The 12,841-nt window shown below is 63.1% G+C and carries 10 protein-coding genes; 8 read left to right on the top strand and 2 right to left on the bottom strand.

Annotated features, from left to right (window positions below; genetic code table 11):
* Window positions 1-16 precede the first annotated feature (16 nt).
* The 8 genes from EG244_RS11245 (at window position 17) to EG244_RS11210 (ending at window position 10,477) form a co-directional block, all read left to right on the top strand.
* Entirely contained in the window at window positions 17-2,131 is a 2,115-nt protein-coding gene (locus EG244_RS11245) for an ABC transporter permease (protein ID WP_124965089.1), read from the top strand.
* Window positions 2,128-3,168, top strand: coding sequence for an SMP-30/gluconolactonase/LRE family protein (locus EG244_RS11240; RefSeq protein WP_124965088.1), 1,041 nt, complete (start codon window positions 2,128-2,130; stop codon window positions 3,166-3,168). Before EG244_RS11245 ends, EG244_RS11240 begins: the two co-directional genes overlap by 4 nt.
* A complete protein-coding gene (locus EG244_RS11235; protein WP_124965087.1) occupies window positions 3,168-4,661 on the top strand; it encodes a sugar ABC transporter ATP-binding protein in 1,494 nt (497 codons plus the stop codon). Before EG244_RS11240 ends, EG244_RS11235 begins: the two co-directional genes overlap by 1 nt.
* A 12-nt stretch (window positions 4,662-4,673) precedes the next feature.
* On the top strand, window positions 4,674-5,810 hold the full coding sequence (locus EG244_RS11230) for a zinc-dependent alcohol dehydrogenase family protein (protein WP_124965086.1): 1,137 nt from the start codon (window positions 4,674-4,676) through the stop codon (window positions 5,808-5,810).
* The gene (locus EG244_RS11225; RefSeq protein WP_199737937.1) at window positions 5,810-7,309 is read left to right on the top strand and encodes an aldehyde dehydrogenase; all 1,500 of its coding nucleotides are present in this window, start codon (window positions 5,810-5,812) and stop codon (window positions 7,307-7,309) included. Before EG244_RS11230 ends, EG244_RS11225 begins: the two co-directional genes overlap by 1 nt.
* An 84-nt stretch (window positions 7,310-7,393) precedes the next feature.
* Window positions 7,394-8,359, top strand: a complete 966-nt coding sequence (locus tag EG244_RS11220; protein ID WP_124965085.1) for a pirin family protein — start codon at window positions 7,394-7,396, stop codon at window positions 8,357-8,359.
* Between the two features lie 169 nt (window positions 8,360-8,528).
* Window positions 8,529-9,080, top strand: coding sequence for a TRAP transporter small permease subunit (locus tag EG244_RS11215; protein ID WP_124965084.1), 552 nt, complete (start codon window positions 8,529-8,531; stop codon window positions 9,078-9,080).
* Between the two features lie 5 nt (window positions 9,081-9,085).
* Window positions 9,086-10,477: a TRAP transporter large permease gene (locus EG244_RS11210; RefSeq protein WP_124965083.1), complete on the top strand. Its 1,392-nt coding sequence runs from the start codon at window positions 9,086-9,088 to the stop codon at window positions 10,475-10,477.
* Between the two features lie 169 nt (window positions 10,478-10,646).
* Here EG244_RS11210 and EG244_RS11205 read toward each other — a convergent pair whose 3' ends face one another.
* Both EG244_RS11205 and EG244_RS11200 read right to left on the bottom strand, forming a co-directional pair.
* The gene (locus tag EG244_RS11205) at window positions 10,647-11,741 is read right to left on the bottom strand and encodes a TRAP transporter substrate-binding protein (RefSeq protein WP_124965082.1); all 1,095 of its coding nucleotides are present in this window, start codon (window positions 11,739-11,741) and stop codon (window positions 10,647-10,649) included.
* A 131-nt stretch (window positions 11,742-11,872) separates the two neighbouring features.
* On the bottom strand, window positions 11,873-12,820 hold the full coding sequence (locus EG244_RS11200; RefSeq protein WP_124965081.1) for a 2-hydroxyacid dehydrogenase: 948 nt from the start codon (window positions 12,818-12,820) through the stop codon (window positions 11,873-11,875).
* Window positions 12,821-12,841: the final 21 nt, after the last annotated feature.

Genomic DNA, 12,841 nt, shown 5'->3' with positions numbered 1-12,841 from the left:
CCTGAGGAGGAAGACCGTGGCGCAGGCCGGAACCCTGACACGTCTGAGATACCGCTTTATCCCTGATCATCTGATCGGCGAGATCCTGTCGAAGAAATGGATCGACAACGCCATTCCCTTCACGGTTCTGGTGCTGGTGATCCTGGTTTTCGGGGCTTTGCTGCCGAACTTCTGGACCGGTGGAAATCTTTCCATGACCGCACGGCAGCTGGGGGAATTTGCCCTTGTCTGCCTGGCCATGACCATCGTGATTATCGTCGGCGGGATTGATCTCTCGGTCGGGTCAAACTTCGCGCTGGGGAATTTTCTGGCGCTGGCCTTTCTGAACCTCGCGGGCTGGCCGCTTTGGGTGGCGGTGCCGGCGGTGGTGCTGATCTGCGGCTCGGTCGGGCTGATCAACGGGGTGCTGATCGGCTATCTGCGGCTGAGGGCTTTTTTAACCACGCTGGTGACGCTGATCATCGTGCGCGCCGTGGTGGATATGCTTTTGCTGAAATACGCCCAGGCGATGTCGCTGAGTTTCTATGACAATCCCTGGTGGGATCTCATGGGGATGGGCAATCTGCTGGGGCTGCCGTTTTCCTTTGCGCTGCTGGTGGTGGTGGCGGTGGTCGGCCATGTGCTGATGACCCGCTCTCGCCCGGGCTGGCGGATGATGGCGATCGGTGGCTCGCGCCGCTCGGCGCATAACATCGGGCTGCCGGTGAAGGGGCTGGTCTGCGCGGCCTATACGATCTCGGGGATGCTCTGCGGGCTGGCGGGGGTGCTTTATGCGGCGCGGCTTTCGGGGGCGGGGTCAGATACCGGCATCGGCATGGAGATCATGGCGCTGACGGCGGCGGTGCTGGGCGGCAATTCGCTGGGCGGTGGCCGCGGCTCCATCGTGAAGGCGATGATTGGCGCGGTGATCGTGCTGGTGATGACCAATGGCGTGCTGCGGCTGGGGCTGAACTCGGGCTCAGGCCAGATGGTGCTGGGGCTGACGCTGATGGCGGCGGTCTTCATTGATGTGCGCTGGCTGAAGAACCGCGATAAGCTGCTGAATAAGGTCTATGTCTCGCCCACGCTGATTGAGCTGCCAAAGCCGCGCGTGGCGGGTGAGGGGGAATTTGCCCTGAACGACCGTCTGGGCGAGGTGGAGATCATTGGCCTTGGCGCGGTGGAAAGCCCGGAAGATGTCATCCTTGATGAGGAGGACCATCTTTATTGCGGCACCCGTCACGGCGATATCCTGCGCTTCTTTGCCCCGGATTACAGCCGCCATGAGGTTTTTGCCCATATCGGCGGCTCACCGCTGGGGATGTCTTTCGACAAAGACCGCAATCTGGTGGTCTGCGTCGGCGGCATGGGGCTTTATCAGATCACGCCAGAGCGCGTGGTCAGCCGGTTGACCGATGAGACCAACCGCTCGGCGCTGTCGGTGGTGGATGACAGCCGCCTGCGTCTGGCCGATGACTGCGATATCACGCCGGACGGCAAAATCTGGTTCTCGGAAGCCACCGTGCGCTATGAGATGCACGACTGGCCGGTCGATGCGCTGGAAAGCCGCGGCAACGGGCGGATCGTCTGTTATGATCCGGCCACCGGCAAAACCCGCACCATGGCGCGGGGGCTGATCTTCCCGAACGGCATCTGTACCACGCAGGACGGGCAGTCGATCCTTTTTGCGGAAAGCTGGGCCTGCCGCATCCGCCGCCTTTGGACCCATGGGCCGAAAGCCGGTCAGATTGAGACCGTGCTCGACCGCCTGCCGGGCTATCCGGACAATATCAACCGGGCCTCTGACGGCAGTTATTGGTGTGCAATCATGGGGATGCGGACCCCGGCGCTGGATGTGGCTTTGCGCAATCCGGGCTTCCGCCGCCGCATGTCGCGCCGCATTGCGCCCGATCAGTGGCTGTACCCGAACCTCAATATCGGCTGCGTCATCCGCTTTAATGAGCGTGGGGAGGTGCTGGAGACGCTCTGGGATCAGGGCGCGAAGAACCATCCGATGATCACCTCGATGCGCGAGCATAAGGGCTGGCTTTACCTTGGTGGCATTACCAACAACCGCATCGGCCGCGTGCGTCTGCCGGGGGCGGATCCGACCTGGACGGGCTTTGGCGATTATTGGGGGAAAGGCGCATGATCGGGGCTTTGCGCAGGGTATCTGACCGCCTTCTCGGTCGCGGAGAGGCCGCATTGACGGTCCCGCCGCTGGACGGGGCCTGGAAGCCGAACAACCGCCTGGAAGAGGCCGCCGCCGGACATGGCGCCAGCGCGCCCATGGCGCTGGTTTTGCAGGACGGTCGCCCGCTCTGGGCGGAAGGCGCGCGGGTGATGTCTGCGGCGGGAGAGATCCGCATTGAGCCGGGGGTTGTGACGGCCATGGCGCTCTCACCTGCGGGGGTGCTGGCGGTTGGCTCTGACGGCATTGCCATTGGCGGGGAGCGGCCCGCAGCCCTGGCGGGTCTTCGCTGCATCACGGCGCTGGCCTGGGACGCGGAAGGCGCGCTTTGGATTGCCATCGGCTCTGAGTTGCATGGATTTGCAGAGCGGAGCCGTGATTTCCTGGAACAGCGCCGCGCCGGAAAGCTGTTGCGCTGGGCCGATGGGCAGTTGAGCACTGTGGCTGAGAAGCTGGGCTTTCCCTGGGGTTTGATGCCGCGCGACGGCGGGATGGTGGTCGCGGAATCCTGGTGCAAGCGGCTGATCTGGATTGATAAATCCGGTCAGCGCCGGGTGCTTGCCGAAGATCTTCCGGGCTATCCGGCGGGGCTTGCCGCCACGCCCTCAGGCGGGGCCTGGCTTGCGCTTTTTGCCCCGCGCAGCCCGCTTTTGGAACTGGTGCTGCGCGAGCCGAAATACCGCCGCGAGATGATGGCGGAGGTGCCGCCCGACTATTGGATCGCGCCCGCCCTGTCTTCGGGGCGGAGCTTTCTGGAGCCGATGCAGGGGGGCGCGCTGAAGCAGATGGGCATTCTGAAACCCTGGGCCCCCTCACGCTCGGCGGGGCTGGTGGCGGAGTTTAACGCCGCCTGGACGCCGCTGCAAAGTCTGCACAGCCGCGCCGGGGGCCGCCGCCACGGCGTCACGGCGCTGGCAGAGGCGGAGGGTTCTTTGTGGCTGGCGGTGACCGGCGGCGATGAGGTGCTGCGCATCTCTGTGCGAGAGGAGGCCCGCTGATGGAGCCGATCATTGATCTGCGCGGTGTGACCAAGGAATTTCACGGCGTGCCTGCGCTGAGGGATGTGAATTTCACCCTGCGCCCCGGCGAGATTCACGCGCTTCTGGGCGAAAACGGGGCCGGAAAATCGACGCTGACCAAGATCATCGCCGGGGTGCACAGCCCGACCAGGGGAGAGGTGCTGCTGCGCGGCGAGAAGCTTGCGTTTTCGAGGCCCGCGGATGCTTTGCACAACGGTATCGCGATGGTGTTTCAGGAGACATCGCTGGTCCCCTCGCTGACGGTGGCGCAGAATATCTATCTGGGGAATGAGAAATTCCTGAACCGTCTGCGCGGAATTTACATTGCCGCTCAACAGTTTCTGCAATCGCTGAACTTCAACGTCGATCCCACGATGTTTGTCAGCCAGCTTGGCGCGGCGCAAAAGCAGATGGTTGAGATTGCCCGCGCGGTGCATCACAAGGCCCGCGTCATCATCTTTGATGAGCCGACCGCCACTCTGACCCCTGAGGAAAAGCACCACTTTTTCGGCTTGGTGAACCGGCTGAAGGCCGATGGGGTGTCGATCATCTTCATCAGTCACGCGCTGGAAGAGGCGCTGATGATCTCGGACCGGATCACCATTTTGCGCGACGGTCAGCATGTGGTGACCGATGAGGCGAAGAATTTTGATCGCGACCGCATTGTTTCCAGCATGGTCGGGCGCACGCTGACGGAAGAGATCTACCAAAAGGGCGCGCGCCAGGCGCGGCCGCTTGGGGAGAAGGTTCTCAGCGTGCAGAACCTCTCGATGGGGCGGATGGTCAGAAATACCTCATTTTCCGTCTATGCGGGGCAGATCACCGGGATTTTCGGGCTGATCGGCTCGGGGCGGACGGAGACGGCGAAGATCATCGCCGGTGTGGTGAAGCGCGACTTCCTGCATGGCGGCGAGCTGCGCTTTGGCGACAGGGCGGTGCGCTACCGCACGCCGCGCCCGGCGGTGAAAGACGGCATCGTTTACGTCACCGAGGATCGCAAGCTTGAGGGCTTCTTTGAGACGAAATCCATCGCCGAGAATATCTATACCGGGCTTTTGGGGGCCGATCTGAACCGCGCTTCCACCATTTCTTACAAAGAGATGATGGAGGTTTCAAAGCAGTGGACCGACCGTCTGAAGGTGCGCGCCATTGATGGCAATGCCCGGGTGATTGAGTTGTCAGGGGGCAATCAGCAGAAGGTCGTGATCGCCAAGTCTTTGGTGCAAAACCCGAAACTGGTGATCTTTGATGAGCCGACGCGAGGGGTGGATGTTGGTGCCATCGCGGAACTTCACGCCGTCATTAATGAACTGGCTGACAGCGGCCTCGCGGTTGTGGTCATCTCCTCTTACCTGCCTGAGATTATGAATCTGGCCGACCGCGTGCTGGTCGCCCGTCAGGGTCGGGTGGTGGAGGAGTTCGGCATCGAAGAGGCCACGGAAGAAAAGATCATGTACGCGGCCGTACACTGAGGGGGGAAGACCATGAAAATCACCGCAGCCGTTCTGGAGGAGATCGGCCGCCCCGGTCCCTATGCACAAAGCCGTCCGCTGACGATCTGTGAGTTGGATCTGGCCCCGCCGCAACCCGGTGAGGTTCTGGTGCGGGTGGCAGCCGCGGGGCTTTGCCATTCCGATCTCAGCGTTATTAATGGCGATCGCCCGCGTCCGGTGCCCATGGTGCTCGGCCATGAGGGCGCGGGGGTAGTCGAAGTCCTTGGCGAGGGCGTCACCGATCTGGTGGTGGGCGATCATGTGGTCTTCGTCTTTGTCCCCTCCTGCGGGCATTGCGGGCCCTGTCAGGCCGGGCGTCCCGCGCTTTGTGAGCCGGGCGCTGCGGCCAATGGCCGGGGCGAGATGCTGGGCGGCGGGACGCGCCTGTCGCGGGATGGCCGGCCGGTCAGCCATATGACCGGGGTGTCGAGCTATGCCACCCATGCGGTGATCTCACGCCGCAGCCTTGTGAAGGTCGACCGCGATCTGCCCTTGCCGATTGCGGCGCTGATGGGCTGTGCGGTGCTGACCGGGGCGGGGGCGGTGTTCAATATGGGCGCGGTGCAACCTGGCGGGCGTGCCGCCGTGGTGGGTCTGGGCGGCGTGGGCCTTGCGGCGATCCTTGGCGCGGCGGCGGGGGGGGCGGAAACCATTGTCGCCGTTGACACTTTGCCCGCTAAACTGGCCCTGGCGAAGGAGCTGGGCGCCACCCATGTCTTTGAGGCTCAGGACCCCGATCTTGCGGCAAAGATCAAAGAGGCCACCTCAGGCGGCGTGGATGCGGCGCTGGAATTTGCCGGATCGGCCCGGGCGCTGGAGGCGGCTTTCGCCATGACGCGGCGCGGTGGCACCACCATTACGGCGGGTCTGCCGAATCCTTCGGCGGTGCTGAATATCTCGCCCCTGGCGCTGGTGGCCGAAGAGCGGACCCTGCGCGGCAGCTACCTCGGCTCGGGCGTGCCGTCGCGGGATATTCCGCGTTTCCTCGGGCTTTACCGGCGCGGCAAACTGGCGGTCGATAAGCTGATGACCCATCAGATTAAGCTCTCAGAGATCAATGAGGGTTTTGACCGTCTGCACCATGGCGAGGCGATCCGCCAGGTCATCACCTTTGAGGAGGCGCTCTGATGCAACAGCGCGACGATCAGATCCATGCCTATCAGGCCTTCATCAACGGCGACTGGGTCGATGCCGCCTCAGGCGCGCGGTTTGAGAGCGAAGATCCCTTCACCGCGAAGGTCTGGGCCACCCTGCCGCGTTGTGGTGAAGAAGACGTTGACCGCGCCGTCAAAGCCGCCCGGGCCGCACTTGAGCGCGGTCCCTGGGCCGAGATGCATCCCACCGCGCGCGGCGCGCTTTTGCGCAAATTCGGCGATCTGATCGCGCGGGATGCGGACCAGCTGGCGCTGGCAGAGGTGCGCGACAATGGCAAGCTCTGGGCCGAGATGCGCGGCCAATGTGGCTATCTTCCGCAGTGGTTTTACTATTTCGGCGGCCTTGCCGATAAGGTCGAGGGCGCGGTGCTGCCGATCGATAAGCCCGATATGTTCACCTATACCCGCCATGAGCCGGTGGGGGTGGTCGCGGCCATCACGCCCTGGAATTCGCCGCTGCTGCTGCTGACCTGGAAGCTGGCCCCTGCGCTGGCGGCGGGCTGCACCCTGGTGATCAAGCCCTCAGAATTCACCTCCGCCTCCACGCTTGAACTGATGAAACTGGTGAAAGAGGCGGGCTTTCCGCCGGGTGTCATCAATGTGGTGACCGGCTTTGGCCCCGATTGCGGGGCGGCGCTGACCAACCACCCTGGCGTCGATAAGATCGCCTTTACCGGGGGCGAAGCTTCGGGCCGCATGATCGCCAAAGGCGCTGCCGATACCTTCAAGCGGCTGACGCTGGAGCTGGGCGGGAAATCCGCTCAGGTGATTTTTGAGGATGCGAACCTTGAGAATGCCGTGAAAGGCGTGGTCTCGGGCATCTTTGCGGCAACCGGGCAGACCTGTATCGCGGGCTCGCGGGTGATCATCCACGAAAGCCTGCATGACGCTTTTGTGGCGCAGTTCACCGCCATGGCGAAACAGGCCCGCATGGGCGATCCGCTGGACCCTGACACCCAGGTCGGGCCGGTGACGACCCGTCCGCAGTTCGCCCGCATCCTTGACTGCATTGGCATTGCGAAATCGGGCGGCGCAAAGCTGGTCATGGGCGGCACCCGTGCCACGCGCCCGGAATGCGGCGACGGCTGGTTTATTGAGCCTACGGTTTTCACCCATGTCACCAATGAGATGGAGATCGCACAGACCGAAGTCTTCGGCCCCGTTCTTTCCATTATCACCTTCCGCACTGAGGAAGATGCCTGGGCGATGGCCAATGACACCCCCTATGGTCTGGCCGCCGGGGTCTGGACCCAGGATCAGGCCCGCATGTTCCGCGCCGCCAAAAAGCTGCGCGCGGGCATGATCTGGACCAATTGCTACCGCACCGTCAGTTATATGTCGCCCTTCGGCGGGTTCAAAAACTCCGGCCAGGGCCGCGAAAGCGGGCAGGCGGCGATCCATGAATATCTCGAAACCAAGGCCGTCTGGATGGATTATGGCGCGGGGCCTGCCAACCCCTTTGTGCTGCGCTGAACGGAGGCTGTGCGCGGGCGGGCATAGTCAGACCCGCCCGACAATGCTTAACTGTCCTCCAGACCCAGGCCAGGAGGACGCGAGATGAGCTGGAACCCCACCCATAAGCCGGGCGATTCCGTCACCGGCGATGACGCGATTGAAACGCTGATCATCCCCCGCGCGCATGACCTTGGCGGTTTTGAGGTGCGCCGCGCGCTGCCCGCACCGCAGCGGCAGATGGTCGGGCCCTTTATCTTCTTCGACCAGATGGGCCCGGCAGAATTTCTGACCGCAGGCGGCATCGACGTGCGCCCGCATCCCCATATCGGCCTTGGCACGGTGACTTATCTCTATCAGGGCCAGTTTGAGCACCGCGACAGCCTGGGCACCCAGCAGATGATTGAGCCAGGTGAGGTGAACTGGATGGTCGCCGGCAAAGGTGTCACCCATTCCGAGCGCACCACCCCCGAAGACCGCGCCCGCCCGGGGCAAAAGCTTTTCGGCATCCAGACCTGGATCGCTTTGCCGGAAAACCGCGAAGAGATGGCGCCCGAGTTTGAGCACCACAAAAAGGGCGCGCTGCCCATGCTCTCCGATGGCGGCGCCGAAGCGCGGCTGATCCTCGGCTCGGCTTACGGGACCAGCAGTCCGGTCACCATGCAAAGCGAGACTTTCTATCTTGATGTGGTGCTGCAGCCGGGCGCGCCCTTCCCGCTGCCCGATAACCACGAAGACCGCGGCATCTATGTGACCGAAGGCGAGATTGAGGTCGCAGGCCAGACCTTTGAGGCGGGCCGCATGATGGTCTTTCGCCCCGGCGATCGCATCTCGGTCAAGGCCGGTCCGCGCGGGGCCCGCCTGATGGCGCTGGGCGGCGCCACGCTCAATGAGCAGCGCTATATCTGGTGGAATTTCGTCTCCTCTTCCAAAGACCGGATCGAAGAAGCGAAAGAAGCCTGGAAGCGTGCCGACTGGCAAAAGGGCCCCTTTACCCTGCCGCCGGGCGACGATCAGGAGTTCATCCCGATCTCGCCGGAACTGGACCGCACCCGTCCCAAAAGCTGGTAAATCCGGCAACCGTTTGAATTTATTTAAAACTCCCTCGATCTCCCGACCCACCTGCGCCGGGCATTAAGAAAGTTGCGTAAGGGCAGATCACAGCACTCCCGTTTTTTCTTGGAGGAAAGCCGGAGGCTGTGCATTTTGGCTCTACGGAGCACTCCGAGGGAGTAAATATATGCAGCTACTGGCCGCGCTGGTCCGGATTATATCCGGGCTGAATCTCGTGATCGGCAAGACCTTCGCCTGGCTTTCGCTGGCGATGGTGATTGTCTGTTTTACCGTCGTTGTTCAGAGATATGTCTTCGCCACATCCATTCTGTGGATGCAGGACCTTTATGTCTGGATCAACGGCTTCATGTTTACCGCTGTGGCAGGCTATGCGCTGCTGCGTGACGATCACGTGCGGGTGGATATTCTCTACGCCCCGGCACCTCTGCGCCGCAAGGCGATGATCGATCTGATGGGGGTGCTGCTTTTTCTGCTGCCCTTCTGCTGGGTCGTCTACAGCTACAGCTGGAATTACATCCTGCGCTCCTGGCGTCTGATGGAGGGCTCGGCCAATGTGGGAGGCATGCCGGGCCTTTATCTCCTGAAAAGTTTTATTCTGGTCTTCGTGGTGGTTGTCTCGCTGCAGGGCATCGCCATGGCGGCCCGCTCGATCCTGGTTCTCGCGGGGCGCGAGGATCTGCTGCCACCGCATCTGCGCTATAAGACACACGGGGAGTGAGCGGCATGGATCCTGTCCTGATTGGCGAGATCCTCGCCGGCGTTATGTTTTTCGGCATCATCGGCTTTCTGATGCTGGGCTTCCCGGTGGCCTTCACCCTCGCCGGGGTTTCTCTCATGTTCGGCATGGTGGGCTGGCATTTCGGCACCTTTGACCCGTCGAACTTCGGCTCCATCGCCAACCGCTACTTAGGCACGATGACCAATGAGGTCTTCGTGGCGGTGCCGCTCTTCATCTTCATGGGCGTCATGCTGGAGCGCTCGCGCATCGCCGAGCAGCTTCTGACCACCATGGGCAAGCTCTTTGGCAATATCAACGGCGGCCTCGGCCTCTCCGTGGTGCTGGTCGGCGCGCTGCTGGCGGCCTCGACCGGCGTCGTGGGCGCGACCGTGGTCACCATGGGCCTGATCTCGCTGCCGGCCATGCTGCGCGCGGGCTATGACCCGCGTCTTGCCACCGGCGTCATCTGTGCTTCAGGCACCCTCGGGCAGATCGTGCCGCCCTCGACGGTGCTGATCTTCATGGGCGATATGCTCTCGGGCATCAACGCCCAGGTGCAGATGTCCAAAGGCAACTTCTCACCCAAACCCGTCTCGGTCGGTGATATGTTCGCCGGGGCCATCGTGCCCTCGCTGCTGCTGATCACGCTCTATGTCGGCTGGCTGATCATCAAAGCAATGATCGACCCGAAGTCCTGCCCGGCGACCCCGGTGCCCGCGGCAGAGAAAAAGGGCCTCTTCAAAGAAATCATCGTCGCGCTGGTCCCGCCGCTCGCGCTGATCGTGGCGGTGCTCGGCTCGATCCTCGGCGGCATTGCCACCGCGACCGAGGCCTCCTCGGTGGGCGCCGTGGGTGCCATGGTGCTCGCCGCCCTGCGCCGCCGCTTCACCTTTGAAGTGCTGAAAGAATGCGTCTATTCAACGGCCGTCATCACCTCGATGGTCTTTGTCATCCTCTTTGGGGCTGCGGTCTTCTCCATCGTCTTCCGGATGATGGGCGGCGAAAACCTCGTTCATGAGATGATTAACGCGCTGCCGGGCGGCACCGGCATGGCCATCTTCGTCGTCATGGCGCTGATGTTTGTGCTCGGCTTCATCCTCGACACCTTCGAGATCATCTTCATCGTCGTGCCGGTCACGGCCCCGGTGCTGTTGCACATGGGCGTCGATCCGGTCTGGCTCGGGGTGATGATCTCGGTGAACCTGCAGACCAGCTTCATGACGCCACCCTTCGGCTTCGCGCTGGTCTATCTGCGCGGCGTGGCCCCGGCCTCGGTCACCACCGGCATGATCTACCGCGGGGTGATCCCCTTCGTGGGCGTGCAGCTCTGCGCGCTGCTGATGGTCTATATGTTCCCCGGCCTCGCCACCTGGCTGCCGGGCTGGATCTATAAATAACGCCGGAAGGCCCGCCCCAGCGGCGGGCCTTCTTCTTTGACTTTGGCTTTTAAAAATACTCCCGGGCGGGGTCCGGGGAGGGCAGGCAGCCCTCCCCGGGGTCACCGGAAACACAACGGCCCGGGGCGGTTCACACCCCGGGCCGCTGCCGTTTTCAAAGCCTCTGATCTCAGAGGTGGAAGTATTTCTCCCGCGCCTGCAGATAAAGCGAATCCGTGCCTTCGGTCTTCTGACGCACCACATTGAAGGCCGCGATAAAGCTCTCAGCGGTTTTCTTCGTCAGCGTATCGCCGGAATCGAGCAGGTTCGTCAGGATCTCTTTCGCAGCCACCGCGCCCGCTTCCATGATCTCCTCGGGGAAGCGTTTCACCTGCACACCATGCTCATTGACAAGGGTTGCCAGCGCGCGCGGGTCATTGGCCGCGAAATCTGCCGCCACCATGTCATATTCCGCCTGACAGATCGAGCGGATGATCTCCTGGGTGCCTTTATCCAGCGCGGTGAATTTGGTCTTATCCACAACCAGTTCGGTCGCCAGACCCGGCTCAATGAAGCTCGGGAAATAGTAGTTCTTGGTCACCTGATAGAAACCAAGCGCCAGATCGTTCAGCGGACCCACGAATTCCGCCGCATCAAGGGTGCCCGACTGGAAGGCCTGGAAGATCTCGCCCGCCGCGAGGTTGGTCACGGTCGCGCCGAGTTTCTGCCAGACCTGACCGCCCAGACCCGGGGTGCGGAAGCGCAGGCCCTGGATGTCTTTGACGCCGGTCAGCTCATTGCGGAACCAGCCACCCGCCTGGGTCCCCGTATCCCCCGAAAGGAACCCCTGCACGCCGAACTGGTCATAGACCTCATCCCAGATCTGCTGGCCGCCCATATGGTGCACCCAGGCCGTCAGCTCGCGCGAGGTCATGCCATAGGGAACACCGGTAAAGAAGTTCAGCGCCTGGGATTTATTCTGCCAGTAATAAGAGGCCCCGTGGCTCATCTCGGCATTGCCGTCGATGACCGCATCCAGCGCCTGCAGGCCGGGCACCAGCTCGCCTGCCGAGTAAAGCTGAATGGACAGCTTGCCATCCGTCGCCGCGGTGATGCGATCGGCCAGACGCTGGGCGCCTACGCCCATACCGGGGAAGTTCTTCGGCCAGGTTGTGACCATGCGCCACTGCTGGCGGCCCTGCGACAGCGCGGGGGTGGCAAGGGCCGCAGCCGATGCGCCCACGCCAAGCGCAGCCGATTTCGTCAGAAACGAACGTCTGTCCATTAGGTTTCCTCCCTGAAACATGCGGTCAGCTTATCCGGGGATCACCATAAATCCAGCGCAAATTATAAGCAGAATGCCCCCGCCGTCCGCCCGAAGCGCCCGGCAGAGGCTGACGTTACGGCAAAGGCCGCTCAGTAGCCGGCGGCGAAATCCACCGTCTCAGGCAGCTGCCCGCCGGCGCGCCAGGCGGCGATATTTCCGGCCACCAGAGCCGAGGCGGTCACCCGGTCGGTCTCGGCTGAGATATGCGGCAGAACGGTGACGCCCGGGGTGCTCCAATAGGGGTGCTCCGGCGGCAGCGGCTCGACCGCAAAGACGTCGAGCACCGCATGGCCGATCTGTCCGCTGCGCAGCGCCGCCAGCAGGGCCTCATCGTCGATCACCGGGCCGCGGCCGAAGTTGATGATCTGCGCGCCCGGCTTCATCTGCGCAAAGCGCGCGGCATTCAAAAGCCCGCGGGTCTGCGCCGTCAGCGGCAGCAGCGAGACAAGGATATCGGCCTCTCCCAGCATCTCGCTCAGCCCCGCCTCTCCGGCATGGCAGGTGACGCCTGCAAGGCTCTTCAGACTGCGCGACCAGCCCGAGACCTGAAAGCCCGCATCCAGCAGCCGCTCTGCCGCCCGGCCGCCCAGTTTGCCAAGCCCCAGAAGCCCGACCCGCAGCTGCGAGGGTTTCACATAGGGCCGCGGCGCCCAGGTCTTTTCGCGCTGCGCCTTTGCATAGGCGGGCATGTCGCGCTGCAGATAATAGGTCCAGGCCAGCACCGCCTCGGCCATATTGCGCGCCAGTTCCGGATCGGTCAGCCGCACCACAGGGGCGGTGAAGCCCTGCAGCTCGGCCACCAGCCGCTCCACCCCGGCCCAGAGGCTGTGCACCCATTTGAGATTGGGCAGCAACTCCAGATCCGCCGGATCCGGATTGGCGACGATGGCCACATCCACCCTGGCGCGCTCATCCTCGCTCAGCCCGCGCAGCGAGCGGATCTCTTCGCCGGGCATGGCGGCGCGCAGATGCGCGAGCCAGCGGTCCTCCTCGGCGTCAGAGCTGCGGGTGACGAGGGCGAGGAGGGAATGTGACATCGGGGTCTTTCAGAGAAACGA

The organism is Falsigemmobacter faecalis (genome assembly GCF_003863335.1).
GTDB lineage: Bacteria > Pseudomonadota > Alphaproteobacteria > Rhodobacterales > Rhodobacteraceae > Wagnerdoeblera > Wagnerdoeblera faecalis.
This window is presented reverse-complemented; position numbering and strand designations above follow the sequence as displayed.